13 protein-coding genes are annotated in these 17,754 nt (G+C 71.8%); 4 read left to right on the forward strand and 9 right to left on the reverse strand.

Annotated features, from left to right (window positions below):
• Positions 1–57: 57 nt before the first annotated feature.
• Positions 58–2,595 carry a phosphoribosyltransferase gene (locus tag AB0F71_RS05300; protein WP_360228967.1) on the reverse strand — a complete coding sequence of 846 codons (2,538 nt, stop codon included), beginning with the start codon at positions 2,593–2,595 and terminating at the stop codon, positions 58–60.
• Between the two features lie 169 nt (positions 2,596–2,764).
• Entirely contained in the window at positions 2,765–3,958 is a 1,194-nt protein-coding gene (locus AB0F71_RS05305; RefSeq protein WP_360228454.1) for an HpcH/HpaI aldolase/citrate lyase family protein, read from the reverse strand.
• A 409-nt stretch (positions 3,959–4,367) separates the two neighbouring features.
• Between AB0F71_RS05305 and AB0F71_RS05310 the strand changes: the two genes are divergently transcribed.
• Positions 4,368–5,615, forward strand: coding sequence for a TerD family protein (locus AB0F71_RS05310; protein WP_360228457.1), 1,248 nt, complete (start codon positions 4,368–4,370; stop codon positions 5,613–5,615).
• A gap of 92 nt (positions 5,616–5,707) precedes the next feature.
• Here the strand turns inward: AB0F71_RS05310 and AB0F71_RS05315 are convergent, their stop codons facing one another.
• Positions 5,708–6,466: a Tellurium resistance gene (locus AB0F71_RS05315; protein ID WP_360228460.1), complete on the reverse strand. Its 759-nt coding sequence runs from the start codon at positions 6,464–6,466 to the stop codon at positions 5,708–5,710.
• A 374-nt stretch (positions 6,467–6,840) separates the two neighbouring features.
• On the opposite strand from AB0F71_RS05315, the gene AB0F71_RS05320 reads away from it, so the two are divergent.
• Entirely contained in the window at positions 6,841–8,055 is a 1,215-nt protein-coding gene (locus AB0F71_RS05320; RefSeq protein WP_360228463.1) for a DUF2637 domain-containing protein, read from the forward strand.
• A gap of 115 nt (positions 8,056–8,170) precedes the next feature.
• Here AB0F71_RS05320 and AB0F71_RS05325 read toward each other — a convergent pair whose 3' ends face one another.
• The 5 genes from AB0F71_RS05325 to AB0F71_RS05345 all read right to left on the reverse strand — a co-directional run bounded on the left by AB0F71_RS05325 (position 8,171) and on the right by AB0F71_RS05345 (position 12,184).
• Entirely contained in the window at positions 8,171–9,265 is a 1,095-nt protein-coding gene (locus AB0F71_RS05325) for a DUF475 domain-containing protein (protein ID WP_360228466.1), read from the reverse strand.
• 169 nt (positions 9,266–9,434) lie between these two features.
• On the reverse strand, positions 9,435–10,013 hold the full coding sequence (locus AB0F71_RS05330) for a TerD family protein (RefSeq protein ID WP_360228469.1): 579 nt from the start codon (positions 10,011–10,013) through the stop codon (positions 9,435–9,437).
• A 221-nt stretch (positions 10,014–10,234) separates the two neighbouring features.
• Positions 10,235–10,810, reverse strand: coding sequence for a TerD family protein (locus tag AB0F71_RS05335; protein ID WP_360228472.1), 576 nt, complete (start codon positions 10,808–10,810; stop codon positions 10,235–10,237).
• 186 nt (positions 10,811–10,996) lie between these two features.
• Entirely contained in the window at positions 10,997–11,455 is a 459-nt protein-coding gene (locus AB0F71_RS05340; RefSeq protein ID WP_360228475.1) for a peroxiredoxin, read from the reverse strand.
• Between the two features lie 288 nt (positions 11,456–11,743).
• The gene (locus AB0F71_RS05345; protein ID WP_360228478.1) at positions 11,744–12,184 is read right to left on the reverse strand and encodes a DUF3052 domain-containing protein; all 441 of its coding nucleotides are present in this window, start codon (positions 12,182–12,184) and stop codon (positions 11,744–11,746) included.
• A 517-nt stretch (positions 12,185–12,701) separates the two neighbouring features.
• Between AB0F71_RS05345 and aceE the strand changes: the two genes are divergently transcribed.
• Positions 12,702–15,452: a pyruvate dehydrogenase (acetyl-transferring), homodimeric type gene (aceE, locus tag AB0F71_RS05350; RefSeq protein WP_360228481.1), complete on the forward strand. Its 2,751-nt coding sequence runs from the start codon at positions 12,702–12,704 to the stop codon at positions 15,450–15,452.
• 99 nt (positions 15,453–15,551) lie between these two features.
• Positions 15,552–16,010 carry a nitroreductase/quinone reductase family protein gene (locus AB0F71_RS05355; RefSeq protein ID WP_360228484.1) on the forward strand — a complete coding sequence of 153 codons (459 nt, stop codon included), beginning with the start codon at positions 15,552–15,554 and terminating at the stop codon, positions 16,008–16,010.
• A gap of 67 nt (positions 16,011–16,077) precedes the next feature.
• Here AB0F71_RS05355 and AB0F71_RS05360 read toward each other — a convergent pair whose 3' ends face one another.
• Positions 16,078–17,685, reverse strand: a complete 1,608-nt coding sequence (locus AB0F71_RS05360; protein WP_360228487.1) for an MFS transporter — start codon at positions 17,683–17,685, stop codon at positions 16,078–16,080.
• Positions 17,686–17,754 lie beyond the last annotated feature (69 nt).

Consider the following 17,754-nt stretch of genomic DNA (forward strand, 5'->3'; position numbering starts at 1 on the left):
CACCCGCGCCACCATCGGCAGCACCGCCCGTACCATCCGAACCTTCCACTGCACCCATCAGGACTCCCTCCCCGTCACGGCCCGTCCGCTCTCCCCCGTCGCCCCCCGACTGTAGCGGGGGTGGATGAGGCCCACGCAGCTGTACGGCAGCCCGTCCACCTCCTCGACCGGGACGCCGCGTTGGGCGGCGAGCAGCCGTACGTGGTCGAGGTCGGAGCCCGCGCCGCGCCGGGCCAGCACCCGCCAGGGCACCCGGCGCAGCAGCACCCGGGTGGTCTCGCCGACGCCGGGCTTCACCAGGTTGATGTTGTCGATGCCGTACTCGGCGCTGATCCGCTCGACGGCGGCCCAGCCGGCCCAGTCGGGCGTGCGGTCCGGGTCGGCGGCGAGCCGGTCGGCCGCCTGGACCGCGAGGGCGCGGACCTCCCCGAAGTGGTCGGCCACCGCGGTCAGGAAGGCCTCCGAGACGTCCCCGCCCGCGAGTTCGGCATAGTGCTTGGCACCGTGGAAGTCACCGGGACCGATCAGTCCGGCCCGCAGCACGGTGCGCGAAACCAGCCCGGACACCGTGGAGTTGAGGCAGGCGGAGGGGATCAGGAAGTCCTCCCGGGTGCCGTACGTCCGGACGCAGCGGCCCGGGTCGGCGAGCACCGCGAGGTCCGGGTCGAAGCCGGTGCCGGCCAGCGCGTCGGTGAGCTCGCGGGTGATCGCGCCCTTTCCGGTCCAGCCGTCCACGAAGACCACGTCGGACGCCCGGTGGTGGGCCGCCAGGTAGCGCAGCGCGACCTGGTCGATGCCGCGACCGCGGACGATGGACACCGCGTAGTGCGGCACGGACAGGCCGTGGGCGAAGGCCAGCCAGCGGCGGACCAGGATGCCGACCGGCGTGCCGGCCCGGGCCAGCGAGGCGAGCACCAGGCCGGGCCCGCGCTCGCGCAGCAGGGTCTCGGCGACGGTGCCGACGGCGAGCGCCATCCGGCGGGCCGAACCGCGCAGCGCCTGGTGGAACAGCTCCTGGTACTCGGGGCTGGGGCGGTACTCGACCGGCAGCGACTCGGCGTAGTGGGCGCCGCCGTGCTGGACGGCCTCCTCCCGTTCCTCGGTGGGGGCCTCCAGCGGCACGTCGGAGAGGTCCTTGAGCAGCCAGGCGACCTCCTCCGGGCGGTAGGAGGAGAACTCCGGCCCGTACAGCGGAGCCGGCAGCGCGGCAGGCAGCGGAGCCGGCGACGCGGCGGCCGGCACGGAGGACGACACCGAGGACGGTACGGCGGGCAGCACCGGGCGGTGCGAGGGGAGTACCGCGAGGACCACCCGGTCGGTGACCTGCCGCAGCTGGCGCAGCAGCGCGTACTCCCCCTGGTGCAGCGCCGGGGTGTCGGCCACGTCGTCCACCACCAGCACCACGGCGTCGAAGCGGCGGGCCCCGTCCGCACCGGGGGCGACGTTGTAGGCGTAGCGCTCGCGCGAGCCGCCGTCCTGCGGGTCGTCGTGGGCCGGGAAGACCAGCCGGGTGCGGATGGCGTAGCCGGGGTCGTCCACGGCGAGGACGGGCGAGCGGGTGGTGGTGGAGTAGCGGACGCGGTCACCGCCGAGCCGCTGGGCGAGCGCCTCGGCCAGCCGCAGCGGCGCGTACATCAGCTCCTCGAAGCCGAGCACCAAAACCCGCTGCTGCTCAGAGCCAGGACCATCCACCGAGCCGGCACCGCCCACCGGCCCCGCGCCGTCCCCGAGCGCCTCCGCCACCTGCCCCGCCAGTGCGGGCAGTACGGCGTCCAGCCGCTCGCGGTCCCGCGCCGTGAAGCCGTGCCGCCCACCGTCCGGCAGCCCGGCGGGCCAGTCCAGCTCGACCCGGACCAGCGGGGCGGGCTCGACGGCCGGCGGCGGGGCGGCCGGAGGGACGGCGGCGATCAGCCGCTCGGCCCGCGCCACGATGTCCTCGGGCAGGTCGACGCCACCGCTCGCGGTGGCCACCACGTCGAGCCGGGCGCCGAGTTCGGCGGCGGCCGCGGCGAGCCGGTGCCGGTCCTCGGCGGAGCGCAGGTCGACCAGGGCGACCACCACGTAGTGGCCGCGCGGGTGGCGGCGGTGCAGTTCGCGGATGGTGTTGAGGACGGTCCGGCCGGTCGAGAGCTCGTCGTCCACCAGCACCAACGGCCCGTCGCCCGCGAGGAGTTCGGGGTCGGCCGGGAGGAGCAGGTGGCCGGTGGCGTGGGAGTGCTCCTCCTCGAAGCCGCCGAGCGGGGGCACCCCGGGGACGGGGCGGCGGGTGGAGTGCAGGCAGGGCGCGTCAAGGCCGTCGGCGACGCTGTGGCCGAGGCCGGTGGCCGTCTCCGCGTAGCCGAGCACGACGGCCCGGCCGGCCGCCGCGGGGCCGAGCAACTCCCGGACCCGGCGACCGAGTTCGAGCCCGGCACCGTGCACGACGTCGGGCCGCTGCGGGACGTGCTTGCCGAGCACGCTGGAGACCAGCAGGTGGGCCCGCCTGGGGTTGCCGGACCGCAGGGCCAGGCCGACCAGTTCGGGCAGGCGCTCCGATCCGGTCAGCGCGATCCCGGCCCGCTCGGCGACCCAGCGCCCGGTCCAACCGCCCTCCACCGCACCGGCCGCACCCGCCCCGGCCGCACCCGCCCCGCCCGCTACCGCCGTCACCGTCGCTGCCGTCGCCGTCGCCGCCGTCGCCGTCTCTGCTCTCTTCACTACTGGTCCCGCCTTCGGTGGTGCTGATCGATCGGTTCGCGCGTGTCGTCGGGTCGAGGGGCCGGGGTCAGCCGCACAGGCAGGCCGACAGCAGCTCCGCGAAGCTCACGTCCTCCCGGGCCACTCCGAAGACCTCCGCCCGCAGTAGCACCCGCTCCGCCCAGGCGCGGTGCGGCCGGGCCTCGTTCATCTTGTTCGTGTACGCCGAGCGGAGCACCCCGCCGCCGCCCTGCTCCTGCCGCAGGATGTCGCGCGCGTCGCAGTACTCCTCGTGCGTGACCACGGACAGCGCGTGCACGGCGGGGACGTGGCTGGGGTGGATGCAGGTCTTGCCCAACAAGCCGTTGGCGCGGTCGAGTTCGACCTCGCGGATGAGCCCGTCCAGGTCGTGCTCGATGATCCTCCGGCGGACCTCCTCGCCGGAGGCCCGGGCGGTGCCGGCGGTCGCGGCGAACGGGGTGCGGCGCAGCTGCGGCTTGAACATCCGCTCCTGCACCGGGAAGTACTCCCAGACCGGCCCGGTCACGGTGTACCCGGTGCCGTCGGCCCGGCCGAGCACGTTGACCACGTCGCCGATCACGGCCGCGACCAGGGCCACGTCGTAGGCGGTGAGGTCGGGTGAGCGCCGCAGCCCGTAGGCGGAGCACAGGTCGGTGACGCCGAGCCGGACGGCGAGCACCCGTTCGCGGTGCTCGGCGAGCAGCTCGGCGATGCCGAAGAGCTGCTCGCGCCTGGTCTCCAGGTGGGCGAGTTCGGGCGATTCCAGGACGGGCATGGCGAACAGCCGCCGCCCGGTGGCGGCCTCGGCGGCGGCGAGCGCGGCCAGGTAGGCGCCGCCGACCTGCGGGGTGAACTTGGGCAGGACGAAGCCGCTCAGCAGCCCGACGGCCGGACCGAGCCGCTCGGCCAGGTCGAGGATCTGCTCGGCGGTGCGAACCCTGATGAAGAGAAGCGGGTGATCCTGTGCGCAGTCGGTGAAATCATTGACCAGGTCCGACAACTGCTCGACCAGGTTGCGCTCGCCCGCGCCCACCTCGTGGTCGGCGATCGAGTCCTCCAGGCAGAGCACCATCGACACCACGCCCTGTCCGGCCAGCTTGCGGATGTCGGCGGCCAGTGCGGGCCTGGTCGCGGGGCTGTAGAGGGTGCCGCCGAGGGCAGTGGCGAGCACCGCGGGCTCGCTCGCCGCGGTGAACGTCCGCGGCTGCTCCAGGAACAGCCGGGCACGGACGTCGTCGACGAGGTGGCCGAAATGGCGCACGGTGCTCTCCTCGGGGCTGGACGGCGGGCTGACCGACCGGACGGACGGCCTCCGGCCAGCGGTTTCCCGCCTGGACGCACCGCCGGCGGACTCCCCCCACCGGCCTCCGGGGGCCTGTTCGAAGGCCCATCGTACGGACGGGTTCCGGCCGTTCCCGGCGTCGGGGCACTGAACTCCCGGAACATCCGGCGGGCGCCGGGGCACGCCCGGGGCGATCGCCCCACGGACGTCCGGCAGGCGCCGCCCGGCGGCCACCCAGCCCCCGCCCGACTCCGACCGGCCACCCGCCACCCACCGGAAGGCCCGCCGCAAACCTCGGTCCGACGCAAGTCTTGGCAAAGTCCACCCCCACGCCGACCGTCCCGGTCACGTTGTCCGAAGGGGTGGCGAACGGGCAGGATGGTCCGCTATGACGCACGTGATGGCCAAGGGCGCCAACATCGCACTGCCGGCGGCGGCGGTCCGCGCCGTGCTGCGCTGGAGCGCCACGCCCGGTGCGCCGGACGTGGACGCGTCCGCGCTGCTGCTCGGCACCAACGGCAAGGTCCGTTCGGACGCCGACTTCGTCTTCTACAACCAGCCCCGCCACCCCTCCGGCCTGGTCCGCCACCTGCCCAAGCAGCACACCGCGGGCGGCGCCGAGATCATCGACACGGTCGAGGTCGAACTGGCCAAGCTGCCCGTGGAGGTGGACCGGGTGGTGCTGGCCGGTTCCTCCGAGGGCGGCTCGTTCCGCGCCGTCCCGGGGCTGCGGCTGCTGCTGTTCGACGCCGCCACGGGTGACGGCGCGGTTCCGCTCGCCGAGTTCGCGATCGTGGACGCCGAGAACGTGTCCGCGCTGGTCGCGGGCGAGCTGTACCGGCGCAACGGCTCCTGGAAGTTCCGGGCGATCGGCCAGGGGTACACCTCGGGACTGATCGGCCTGGCCACCGACTTCGGCATCACGGTCGACGACGAGGCGGAGGCCGCCGCGGCGGCAGCGGCCGCGGCGGCTGCCCAGCCGACCCCGGCGCCCGCCTCCACCGCCACCCCCACCGGCGCTGTCGACCCGCGGGCCACCCCGCTGCCCGACCCGCGCTCCGAGGCTCGGCCCGAGCCCGGCACCTTCACCCTGAGCCCGGCCGTCCCGCAGTCCCCGGCGCAGCCTCCGGCCCGGCCCCCGGTCGCTCCGGCCACCCCGGCCCCGGCTGCCGCCGCCGCCAACGGCCCGGCGACCCCGCCGTCCGCCGCGCCGGCCACCCCGCCCCCGCCGGTGGCCCCGCCCACCGTGCCCCCGAACATCCCGCCGGCCCCGCCCGCGCCGCCGACCCACCAGCCGACCCACCAGCCGGCCGCCCAATCGGGCGGCTACGGCTACCCCCAGGCCCAGCCCGGCACCGGGTACGGCTACCCGCAGGCCCAGCCCGCGACCGGCTACGGCTACCCGCAGCCCAACCAGCCGTACCCGCCCCAGCAGCCCCAGCCGGGCCCCCACTCCGGCGGCTACGGCTACCCCCAGCCCGGCACCGGATACGGCTACCCGCAGCCCCAGCCGGGCACCGGCCAGCAGCCGCCCGTCCCGCCGCAGCCCCCGGCACCGGTACCGCCCCAGGCCCAGGCCCAGCCCGCCGAGGAGTTCGCGCTGCCCCCGCAGGGCCCGCAGTTCCAGCCCCACTGAGCCGTCCCCGCCGGATCACCGCACACCGAACCGCCCCGCCGAGCCCGACGCCCGGCGGGGCCGCCCGCAGCACCGCACCCCCGCCGGGGACCTCAGTCCCCGCCCCCGCTCGGCTTCTGCCCCTTGTACCCCCGCTGCCACTGCATCCCGAAGCCGTACAGCCGGTCGATGTCCGCCTGGAACCCGTTCACGTACCGCACCTCGCGGCGCACGGTCAGCTGGTTGTCCCCGGCGTTCTCGATCAGCACCACCGCGCAGGAGCGCGCCGCCCGGGCCCGTTCGTCCAGCTTGATCTCGATCCGCGGCCCGGTCTGCGGCACGATCGTTATCACCGCGTGGGTCTGCTCGAAGGCCGGGGTGCCGTCGTAGATGTAGACGAAGATCAGCAGCCGCTTGAACTTGTCCTTCTTCTCCAGGTTGACGTACATCGTCTCGCCGGAGGGCGCCCCGTACTGGTCGTCACCGCTGAGCTTGATGAACGGCGGTTCCCGCAGGTCGCCGAAGAGTTCACCGAGCGGCTGCACCACGCCCCGGGTGCCGTCGGAGAGTTCGTACATGCAGGCGAGGTCGAGGTCGACGTTCAGCTGCTCGTTGCCCCCCGGCGAGTCGGGCTCCAGCGGACTGAGGATCCGCGGGCTGAAGAGCCGTTTGAGGGTGTCCCGGGTGCTCGGCCGGACGGCACCCGAGCGCATGGTCCAGTGCAGGTTGACGTAGAGGTAGCCGGTGGTGGCGGCGGAGCCGGTGATCGCGTGCTGCGGCGCCGACTTGGTGAGCGTGACCTTGTGCTGCCCGCCCGGGTTGTCGAAGGTGTAGCTCTTGTCCCCGCGCAGGTACTCCCAGATCGAGACCATCCAGTCCTCTCCCCCTGCCTCCGTGCGGCGGTCTGACGATCCGCCGGTCCATGATCGGGCATCGACCGGGCCGACGGATACCCGGACTCCTTCTTTCCCTACCCTGCCCGGCCGTTGACGCCCACCCGTGATTCCCACCCGTGACCCGAACCGGTGGGTCGATTGGCCCGCGGAAGCCGCCCTCCCGTAACATGCCGCCCCTTCGGACGCGATATCGTCTAGCCGCACAGGTGTCCCGTCCGCCCCTGCGCGGGCGCGGTGGGCACGTCGTGCGGCGACGAACGAACCGTCAGGCGGTACCCGCCCCGCGGGACCTGACCACCTGTGTCGCGCTGTGAACCTGTCCCCTGCGGAAACCCGAGGCCCGACCCGCAATGAACCTGACCTCCATACAGCTGGTCTGGACCGTCGTCGGCGGCGCAGCCCTGCTGTTCGTCGCCATCCTGATGGCGACGCTGCGATTCAAGAGCTCGAAGAACGACGAGGCCGGCGACTCCTGGGAGCGCAGCGAGGAGCGCCGCCGCCGCAAGGAGATGATCTACGGAATCTCCTCGTACACCCTGCTGTTCTGCTGCGCCGGCGTCGCGGCCGCGCTCTCCTTCCACGGCCTGGTGGGCTTCGGCATCGAGAACCTGGGCCTGTCCAACGGCTGGGAGTACCTCGTCCCGTTCGGCCTGGACGGCGCCGCGATGTTCTGCTCGGTGCTCGCCGTCCGCGAGGCCAGCCACGGTGACGCCGCGCTCGGTTCCCGCCTGCTGGTCTGGGTGTTCGCGATCGCCTCGGCCTGGTTCAACTGGGTGCACGCCCCGCGCGGCCTGGGCCACGCCGGTGCCCCGCAGTTCTTCTCCGGCATGTCGATCTCGGCGGCGATCCTGTTCGACCGGGCGCTCAAGCAGACCCGCAAGGCCGCGCTGCGCGAGCAGGGCCTGGTGCCGCGTCCGCTGCCGCAGATCCGCATCGTCCGCTGGCTGCGCGCCCCGCGCGAGACCTACGCGGCCTGGTCGCTGATGCTGCTGGAGAACGTCCGCAGCCTGGACGAGGCGGTCGAGGAGGTCCGCGAGGAGCGCCAGGCGAAGCTGGACGCCAAGGTGCGCGCCCGTTCCGCCGACCGCCGCGAGCGGGCCGAGCTGAAGGCCATCTCCCGCCAGGGCGGCATGCTCGCCCGGGCCCGCGGCGGGCGTCAGGTGCCCGCGCTCACGGCGGCCGGAGACGGCCAGACCGCTACGGAGCCTGCCCTAGCCGCCGAGAGCGACCGCACCGCCTCGACCACGCAGGACCCGTACACCTCCTCCACCACCGCGCTGGACGCCGGCCGCCGACCGCGGGCCGCCGTGGGGTCGTCCTACACCTCCTCCGCGAGCAGCTCGCTGTCGTCCTCCTCGCTGTCCTCGGCGAGCAGTTCGACCGGCAGCTCCTACTCCTCGACCGGCAGCTCGTACTCCTCCTCGACCACCGGTTCGACGAGCGGCTCCACCTCGTCCTACCGCAGCTCGACCGTCGACCTGACGGCCGACGACGACACCCTGTCGATGCCGAAGCTGGACTCGCTGGAGCGCAAGCTGCGCGCGATCGAGCAGCAGCTGGGCTGACCCCCGCCCCCGCCCCATCCCCCGCAGGAACAACGCGACGGCCGCCCCCGGATCCCCGGAGGCGGCCGTCGCGTTCCCCGGCCCTACGGCCGAGGGGATGGCGGGGGGCGGCGGACTACTGCCCGCTGCCCACGAGTTCCTTCTCCCCCTCCGCCGCCTCACGCCGGTTGCGCAGCATCGAGGAGGCGAGCGCCAGCCCGATGAAGGCGACGCCGATCAGGCCGGTGACGATCTCCGGGATGTGGTACTTGATCCCGACCAGCAGGATCACCGCCAGCGCACCGATCGCGTAGTGGGCGCCGTGCTCCAGGTAGACGTAGTCGTCCAGGGTGCCCTTGCGGACCAGGAAGACGGTCAGCGAGCGGATGTACATCGCGCCGATGCCGAGGCCCAGGGTGATCTGGAAGATGTCGTTGGAGATCGCGAAGGCGCCGACCACGCCGTCGAAGGAGAACGACGCGTCCAGGACCTCCAGGTAGAGGAAGAGGAAGAACGCGGCCTTGCCGGCCACCTGGACGACCGACTTGCCGGACTTCTCCGCCTCCTCCTCGCGCTCGGCCTCCTCCTCCAGGCCCGATTCGAAGATCGAGGAGAGGCCGCCGACGACGAGGTAGGTGATCAGGCCGAGCACACCGGCCAGCAGAACGGTTTCGGCGTGCTCCGCCGCGAAGAAGCGCGAGGCCAGCACCAGCGCGACCAGGGAGACGACACTGGACAGGGCGTCCAGCTTGCCGACCTTCTCCAGCGGGCGCTCCAGCCAGCCGAGCCAGTTGTGCTCCTTCTCGTCGAACACGAAGTCGAGGAAGATCATCAGCAGGAAGACGCCGCCGAAGGCCGCGATGGCCGGGTTGGCCGCCTCCAGGTACTGGCCGTAGGTGAGGCCGTCGTGGGTCGCGTTGGAGTGCAGGGCGAGGTCGATCACCGTCGCGGGGTTGAGCTTCGCGGTGAGGCCGACGACCAGCAGCGGGAAGACCAGACGCATCCCGAAGACGGCGATGAGCACACCGACCGTCAGGAAGATCTTCTGCCAGTACGGGTTCATCCGCTTCAACACCGTGGCGTTGACCACCGCGTTGTCGAAGGACAGGGAGATCTCCAGGATGGAGAGGATCAGCACGATGCCGAAGCCTTGGGCCCCCCAGAGCAGTCCGGCCGCGATCAGGCCCAGGGCGGTGATCGCGAACGACCAGCCGAATGTGCGGAGGAACACGGGAGTTGGCTACCTTTCGGGTTCTGGCCGTGTCGGGGGCGGCCTGGTCCCGAGACGCCTGACCGGGCCGGGCCCGGTCAGGTCACCCCCGCACTGCCCTCTGTTCTCTTGATCGTTTGATCGTTGATCATCTGATCGTTGATCGGTGCGATAAGTCCGTTTTACGGCCTCACTGTACGTTGACGCCGAAGTCGAGCGCGATCCCGCGCAGGCCCGAGGCGTACCCCTGGCCCACCGCGCGGAACTTCCACTCACCCGCGTACCGGTACAGCTCGCCGAAGATCATCGCGGTCTCGCTGGACGCGTCCTCGGACAGGTCGTAGCGCGCGATCTCCTCGCCGTCGACGGAGTTGACGACCCGGATGTAGGCGTTGCGCACCTGTCCGAAGTTCTGCAGCCGGGCCTCGGCCTCGTAGATCGAGACCGCGAAGACCACCTTGTCCGCCTGGGCCGGGACCAGCTCCAGGTTGACCAGGATCAGCTCGTCGTCACCCGTCTCGTCGCCGCCCACGAGGTTGTCGCCCTGGTGCTCCACCGAGCCCTCGGGGCTCTTGAGATTGTTGTAGAAGACAAAGTACTCGTCGCCGAGCACCCGTCCGCCACCGCAGAGCAGGGCGCTCGCGTCGAGGTCGAACGGTGCGCCCGTGGTCGAACGGGCGGACCAGCCGAGGCCGATCTGGACCTGCGTCAGGTTCGGCGCGGCCTTGGTGAGCGAAACGTTCCCGCCCTTGGCGAGCGTGACCACCATGGTGTTCTTCCTCCCTTGCTTCTCCCGGGGCGCCATACAGGTGTAGTCCCCCGCGGCCCCGGCCGGCCCGCTTCGGCCGGCTGAACTTCCTGAACTCACATCCTCGCAGCGCACCGGACCCCGACGAAGCCGGGCCGGTCCCGACGAAGCGGGGCGGCCCCGGACCTCGAAGGTCCGGGGCCGCCCCGGGGCCGCGCAAGAGCCTTGCGCCGCAGGAGGAATCAGACGTTGACGCCGAAGTCCTGGGCGATGCCGCGCAGGCCGGAGGCGTAACCCTGGCCGATGGCGCGGAACTTCCACTCGCCGCCGTTGCGGTAGAGCTCGCCGAAGACCATCGCGGTCTCGGTGGAGGCGTCCTCGGAGAGGTCGTAGCGCGCCAGCTCGGCGTTGTTCGCCTGGTTCACCACCCGGATGAACGCGTTGCGCACCTGGCCGAAGTTCTGGCCGCGGTTCTCGGCGTCGTAGATCGACACCGGGAAGACGATCTTCTGCACGTCGGCCGGGACGGTGGCCAGGTTGACCTTGATCGCCTCGTCGTCGCCCTCGCCCTCACCGGTCAGGTTGTCGCCGGTGTGCTCGACCGAGCCGTCCGGGCTCTTCAGGTTGTTGAAGAACACGAAGTTCCCGTCCGAAGCGACCTTGCCCTGCTCGTTGCAGAGCAGCGCGCTGGCGTCCAGGTCGAAGTCCGTCCCGGTGGTGGTCCGGACGTCCCAGCCCAGGCCGACCACGACGGCCTGGAGACCCGGCGCCTCCTTGGTGAGCGAGACGTTGCCGCCCTTGCTGAGGCTGACTCCCACGTGTCCTCCAAGAATCGGGAGGCACGGGTGGTGCCCCCGGGTGGTGCGGTTCGCGACGCCGACCGACGAGAAACGGACGTTCGCCGCACTCCGCCAACGGCCCGAGCGTAGTACCGGGTTCCCGTACGCACGCCCGAACGGCGGGGCCGGAGCGTCGCACGGGCCCCGTGGGGCCACCCGGGCGGCTCAGAGGCCGGCCAGCACCTTGAGGTACTCCTGCTCGTCCCGGGCGTCCGGGAGGCCGTTGACGACGCTCCAGCGCACCGTGCCGGCCCTGTCGATCACGAAGGTGCCGCGCAGCGGGCAGCCCTTCCGCTCGTCCAGGACGCCGTAGGCCCGGGTGACCTCGCCGTGCGGCCAGAAGTCGGCCAGCAGCGGGAACTCCAGGCCCTCCCGGTCGGCGAGGACCCGCTGGGAGAACTGCGAGTCGCAGGAGACGCCGAGCACCTGGACCTGGTCGTTCTGGAGCCCGGCCAGCTCGCGCTGGATCGCGCCCAGCTCACCGGTGCAGACGCCGGTGAAGGCGAACGGGTAGAAGACCAGGACGACGTGCTTGCGGCCGCGGAAGTCGGCGAGCCGGACCGTCTCCCCGTGCTGGGTGGCGAGCTCGAAGTCCGGAGCCTGGGTGCCGATCTCGATGGCCATGAGCGGGACCTTTCTGACGCGACCTGGCCGCGCGGCGGGCACGGCAGGCGACATCCTCGCATCCGTTGACCGACGTTCGGCCGAACGGATGACCCGGCCCGCCGGAAGGCCCACCCCTTCCGCCCTGAGCGAACACCCGGAACGCCCGGATCACCCGGCCGCACACGTAGCGCCGCCGGCGAAAACGCCGCAAGCAAACGCCCGCCGGCAGAAGCGCCACAGGCAAAAGCGCCGGGCCCCGACGGAGGAGATCCTCCGTCGGGGCCCGGCGCGGGGCTCAGGACCCGTTCAGCGCTGCTTGGGCTGCTTCGCCGTGGACTTGGTCGCCAGCCGGGTCGCCGCCCAGTCCTTGGCCACCGCGATCGAGCTGGTCTGGGAGAGACCGGCGGTGCGGGCCGCGTCCGCGATGTCGGACGCCTCGATGTGGCCGTCCCGGCCGGTCTTGGGCGTCAGCAGCCAGATCAGACCGCCCTCGGCCAGGTACTCCAGGGCGTCGACGAGGGAGTCGGTGAGGTCCCCGTCGTCGTCGCGGTGCCACAGCAGGACGGCGTCCGCGACGTCGTCGTAGTCCTCGTCGACGAGCTCCGTCCCGGTGATCTCCTCGATGCCCTCACGGAGATCCTGGTCAGTGTCTTCGTCGTACCCCAGCTCCTGGACGATCTGGCCCTCTTCGAAGCCGAGACGGGTCGCCGGGTTGGACTTGTCCGCGGGGTCCGCGGTCGCGCTCACGGGAATAACCTCCAGTATTCGGCCCGGCATCCATGCCGAGGCTGTGGCCGTAGTCCACACGGGCGCGGCGGTTCGCGCAAGTACCCGACCGCCGATCCCCCCCAAAGGTTGACGTGTCGCACCGGAACACGCCGGGCGACGTGTCGGGAATCACACCGATTTGCCCTTCTCTGCATGGGACAAGGATGCTTCGGGTGGTCCCGGCCCACAGGCCGTACGCGTGCCCGAGATGCGAACGGCATTCGGGGTCCGCGCGTGCGCGGGCGTAGAGTCTCCTGTTGGCCCTCACCCCGGCCGCCCGCCATCGGGCGGACGGGACACCAGGTCGGACCACCTCTTTTCGTAACACCCGGGGGTGTTCGGAGCGGACGAAGAAGCCCGCGACGCGCGCCACCAGACCGTTCCGCCCACCAGGCGGAACGGTTACCGATCGGTAGAGATGACGGATCTCCGAGCGCGGTAGCACGATGGAGGCGGCGCGACACACCTCAGTTTCGACCGACAGTGAAGGAACAGCGTGGCTTCCGGATCCGATCGCAACCCGATCATCATTGGCGGCCTTCCGAGTCAGGTCCCGGACTTCGATCCCGAGGAGACCGCGGAATGGCTGGAGTCGCTCGATGCGGCCATCGACGAGCGGGGGCGTGAGCGTGCCCGTTACCTGATGCTGCGGCTGATCGAGCGCGCCCGCGAGAAGCGTGTCGCCGTGCCCGAGATGCGCAGCACGGACTACGTGAACACCATCGCGACCAAGGACGAGCCGTTCTTCCCCGGCAACGAGGAGATCGAGCGCAAGATCCTCAACGCGACCCGCTGGAACGCGGCCGTCATGGTCTCCCGGGCCCAGCGCCCGGGCATCGGCGTCGGTGGGCACATCGCCACCTTCGCCTCCTCCGCGTCGCTGTACGACGTCGGCTTCAACTACTTCTTCCGCGGCAAGGACGCCGAGGGCGAGTCGGGCGACCAGATCTTCTTCCAGGGTCACGCCTCCCCCGGCATCTACGCCCGCGCCTTCCTGCTGGACCGACTCACCGAGCAGCAGCTCGACGCGTTCCGCCAGGAGAAGTCGAAGGCCCCGTACGGCCTGTCCAGCTACCCGCACCCGCGGCTGATGCCGGACTTCTGGGAGTTCCCGACCGTCTCGATGGGCCTCGGCCCGCTCGGTGCGATCTACCAGGCGCGGATGAACCGCTACCTGGAGCACCGGGGCATCAAGGACACCTCGGACTCGCAGGTCTACGCCTTCCTCGGCGACGGCGAGATGGACGAGCCCGAGTCGCTCGGCCAGCTCTCGCTGGCCGCCCGTGAGGGCCTGGACAACCTGACCTTCGTGGTCAACTGCAACCTGCAGCGCCTGGACGGCCCGGTCCGCGGCAACGGCAAGATCATCCAGGAGCTGGAGTCCCAGTTCCGGGGCGCCGGCTGGAACGTGATCAAGCTCGTCTGGGACCGCAGCTGGGACCCGCTGCTCGCGCAGGACCGCGACGGCGTCCTGGTCAACAAGCTGAACACCACGGTGGACGGCCAGTTCCAGACCTACGCCACCGAGACCGGCGCCTACATCCGCGAGCACTTCTTCGGCGGCGACCTGCGCCTGCGCGCCATGGTCGAGAACATGACCGACCAGCAGATCCAGCACCTGGGTCGCGGCGGCCACGACCACAAGAAGATCTACGCGGCGTTCAAGGCGGCCCGCGAGCACAAGGGCCAGCCGACGGTCATCCTGGCGCAGACGGTCAAGGGCTGGACGCTGGGCCCCAACTTCGAGGGCCGCAACGCCACCCACCAGATGAAGAAGCTGACGGTCGAGGACCTCAAGCGCTTCCGCGACCGGCTGCACCTGCCGATCACCGACAAGCAGCTCGACGAGGGCTACCCGCCCTACTACCACCCGGGCCGCAACTCGGAAGAGATCCAGTACATGCACGACCGCCGCAGCGAGCTGGGCGGCTACGTGCCGACCCGCAAGGTGCGCCCGCGCAAGCTGGAACTGCCCGGCGACGACGTGTACAAGGCGGTCAAGAAGGGCTCCGGCAACCAGACCATCGCCACCACCATGGCGTTCGTCCGGGTGCTCAAGGACCTCATGCGGGACAAGGGCATCGGCAACCGCTTCGTGCCGATCGCGCCGGACGAGTACCGCACCTTCGGCATGGACTCGCTGTTCCCGTCGGCGAAGATCTACAACCCGCTGGGCCAGACCTACGAGTCGGTCGACCGCGACCTGCTGCTGGCCTACAAGGAGTCGCCGACCGGGCAGATGCTGCACGACGGCATCTCCGAGGCCGGCTGCACCGCCTCGCTGATCGCCGCCGGTTCGTCCTACGCGACCCACGGCGAGCCGCTGATCCCGGTCTACGTCTTCTACTCGATGTTCGGGTTCCAGCGCACCGGCGACCAGTTCTGGCAGATGGCCGACCAGCTGGCCCGCGGCTTCGTGATCGGCGCCACCGCCGGCCGCACCACCCTGACCGGTGAGGGCCTGCAGCACGCCGACGGCCACTCGCACCTGCTGGCCTCGACCAACCCCGGCGTCGTCGCGTACGACCCGGCGTACGGCTTCGAGATCGCGCACATCGTCCAGGACGGTCTGCGGCGGATGTACGGCTCCAGCGCCGAGCACCCGCACGGCGAGGACGTGTTCTACTACCTCACCGTCTACAACGAGCCGATCAAGATGCCGGCCGAGCCCGAGAACGTGGACGTCGAGGGCATCCTCAAGGGTCTGCACCGGTACGCGCCGGCCACCGCCGGCCAGATCCCGGCCCAGATCCTCGCCTCCGGCGTGGCCGTGCCGTGGGCCCTGGAGGCCCAGCGCATCCTCGCCGAGGAGTGGAACGTCAAGGCCGACGTCTGGTCCGCGACCTCCTGGAACGAGCTGCGCCGCGACGCGGTGGAGGCCGAGGAGTTCAACCTGCTGCACCCCGAGGAGCAGCAGCGCGTCCCGTACGTCACCCAGAAGCTCCAGGGTGCCGAGGGCCCGTTCGTCGCCGTGTCCGACTGGATGCGCGCCGTTCCGGACCAGATCGCCCGCTGGGTGCCGGGCCAGTACCAGTCGCTGGGCGCCGACGGCTTCGGCTTCGCCGACACCCGCGGTGCGGCCCGTCGCTTCTTCCACATCGACGCGCAGTCGGTCGTCCTGGGCGTGCTCACCGAGCTCGCCAAGCAGGGCAAGATCGACCGCTCGGCGTTGAAGGACGCGATCGACCGCTACCAGCTGCTGGACGTGGCCGCGGCCGACCCGGGTGCCGCCGGCGGCGACGCCTGATCGCCCGCTAGCGCCTGAGAGGGGCCGGACTCCCGTACGGGGTCCGGCCCTTCGGCGTTCTCGCACCTGACACCGGTGTCAGGTCCTACGCTCGACGGCATGACGAACAAGAGCACGGACCAGGGTGCGAACCGCCACCCCGAACCCGCCGACGGCGCGGGAGAGTTCAACCGCAAGGTGATCGCCGAGTTCCGGACCGCCGAGGGGGTGGTGGGCGGCGACCTCGCCGGGATGCCGCTGCTGCTGCTCACCGTGGTCGGCGCCCGCAGCGGCGAGCCGCGCACCACCCCGCTGGTCTACCTGCCGGACGGCGAGCGGCTGGTGGTCTTCGCCTCCAACGGCGGCAGCGACACCGACCCGGTCTGGTACCGCAACCTGGTCGCCCACCCGGAGGTCACCGTCGAGCTCGGCGCCGAGCGCTACCCGGCCGTGGCGGCCGCCGTCGACCCGGCCGAGCACGACGCGCTCTGGGCCCGCCAGGTGGCCGCCCAGCCGCAGTTCGCCGACTACCGCAAGGCCGCCCGGACGGTCCCGCTGGTGGCCCTCACCCGGGTCTGAGCGGCGCCCCCGGGCAGCACGACGGCCCCGGACTCCGCCACGGAGTCCGGGGCCGCCCACCGGCCGGTCAGATGTGCACGGCCGGGCCCGCGTCGGTCTCGCCGCGGCGGGTCAGCAGGGCCAGCAGGGCGGCGCCGAACGCCACCACCGCGGCCACCACGAAGGCCAGCGACATCCCGCTGACGAAGGACTGGTGCACGGCGCCGGCCATCGCGTCCACCGCCTGCTGCGGGGTGCCGGGCGGGGCCGACGGGGTGATGCCCAGCTGGGCGGCCTGCTTGAGGCCCGCGGCCGCCTGCGGGTCCTCGATCGCCGGCAGGCCCGCCCTGGCCCAGTTGCCGGGCAGCACGTCGCCGACCTTGGCGGCCATCAGGGCGCCCAGCACGGCGGTGCCCAGGCTGCCGCCGACCTGCATCGCGGCCTGCTGGAGGCCGCCGGCCACACCGGACAGCTCCAGCGGGGCGTTGCCGACGATGACCTCGGTGGCGCCGACGATGACGGGGCTGATGCCGAGGCCCATCAGGACGAACCAGAGCGACATCACGCCGGTGCCGGAGCCGGTGTCCAGGGTGGACATGCCGACCATCGCCCCGGTGGTGAGCAGCATCCCGACCATGATCGGGATCCGCGGGCCGAGCTTGCCGATCGCGATGCCCGCCAGCGGCGAGCCGACGATCATCATGCCGGTCATCGGCAGCAGGTGGACGCCGGCGTCGACCGGCTTCATCCCGTGCACGTTCTGGAGGTAGAAGGTCACGAAGAAGATCGCGCCGAAGAACGCGAAGGCCATCAGCACCATCAGCAGCACGCCCGCCGACAGCGGCACCGAGCGGAACAGGCTGAGCGGGATCAGCGGCTCCTTCGCCCGGCCCTGCCAGAGCGCGAAGAGCACCATCAGCAGCACCGCGCCGCCCAGGAACAGCAGCGTCCGGGCGTCGCCCCAGCCCCACTCGGGGGCCTTGATGATCCCGAAGACCAGCGCGAACATCCCGACCGAGAGCAGCCCGATGCCCGGCAGGTCGAAGGACTTGGCGGCGTTCTCGGCCCGTACGTCCTTGAGGATCCACAGGCCGAGGGCCACCGCGGCCAGGCCGACCGGGATGTTGATGAAGAACACCGACTCCCAGTTGACGTGCTCGACCAGCAGGCCGCCGACGATCGGGCCGGCCGCGGTGGACGCACCGATCACCCCGCCCCAGATGCCGATCGCCATGTTGAGCTTCTCGGCCGGGAAGGCCCCGCGCAGCAGGCCGAGCGCGGCGGGCTGGAGCAGCGCGCCGAACAGGCCCTGGAGGACGCGGAAGGCGATCACGGTCTGGATGTTGCCCGCGAAGCCGATCGCGGCCGAGGTGGCGGCGAAGCCGACCGCGCCGACCAGGAAGGTGCTCTTGTGGCCGAAGCGGTCGCCGATCTTGCCGGCGGTGATCAGGAAGACGGCGAGCGCCAGCAGGTAGCCGCTGGTGACCCACTGGATCTCGGAGGGCGCGGCCTTGAGCTTCTCCTGGATCACCGGGTTGGCGATCGCGACGATCGTGCCGTCCAGCGCGACCATCATCACGCCGACCGCGACGGTCAGCAGGGTCAGCCAGGGGTGCCCCTTGAGCCCTCCCCCGGCCGGCGGCTTCGACGGCGGCGCCGCGTCCGCCTCGGAGTTCTTCACGACGGACTGACTCATCTGGGGCCCTCCGGGGGCGTGACAGGGACCGGAACGTGGCGTGGCGCTGCGACGACCCACCCGTCCCCA

Origin of the sequence: Kitasatospora sp. NPDC028055 (assembly GCF_040637885.1) — a bacterium.
In the GTDB taxonomy this organism is placed as follows: domain Bacteria; phylum Actinomycetota; class Actinomycetes; order Streptomycetales; family Streptomycetaceae; genus Kitasatospora.

What these genes read in the sequence shown, in the direction of transcription:
- AB0F71_RS05315 (WP_360228460.1), bottom strand. Translation starts at nt 6,466, where the DNA reads ATGGTCTCGATCTGGGAGTACCTGCGCGGGGACAAGAGCTACACCTTC.
- AB0F71_RS05360 (WP_360228487.1), bottom strand. Translation starts at nt 17,685, where the DNA reads ATGAGTCAGTCCGTCGTGAAGAACTCCGAGGCGGACGCGGCGCCGCCG.
- AB0F71_RS05340 (WP_360228475.1), bottom strand. Translation starts at nt 11,455, where the DNA reads ATGGCCATCGAGATCGGCACCCAGGCTCCGGACTTCGAGCTCGCCACC.
- AB0F71_RS05320 (WP_360228463.1), top strand. Translation starts at nt 6,841, where the DNA reads ATGAACCTGACCTCCATACAGCTGGTCTGGACCGTCGTCGGCGGCGCA.
- AB0F71_RS05310 (WP_360228457.1), top strand. Translation starts at nt 4,368, where the DNA reads ATGACGCACGTGATGGCCAAGGGCGCCAACATCGCACTGCCGGCGGCG.
- AB0F71_RS05330 (WP_360228469.1), bottom strand. Translation starts at nt 10,013, where the DNA reads ATGGTGGTCACGCTCGCCAAGGGCGGGAACGTTTCGCTCACCAAGGCC.
- AB0F71_RS05355 (WP_360228484.1), top strand. Translation starts at nt 15,552, where the DNA reads ATGACGAACAAGAGCACGGACCAGGGTGCGAACCGCCACCCCGAACCC.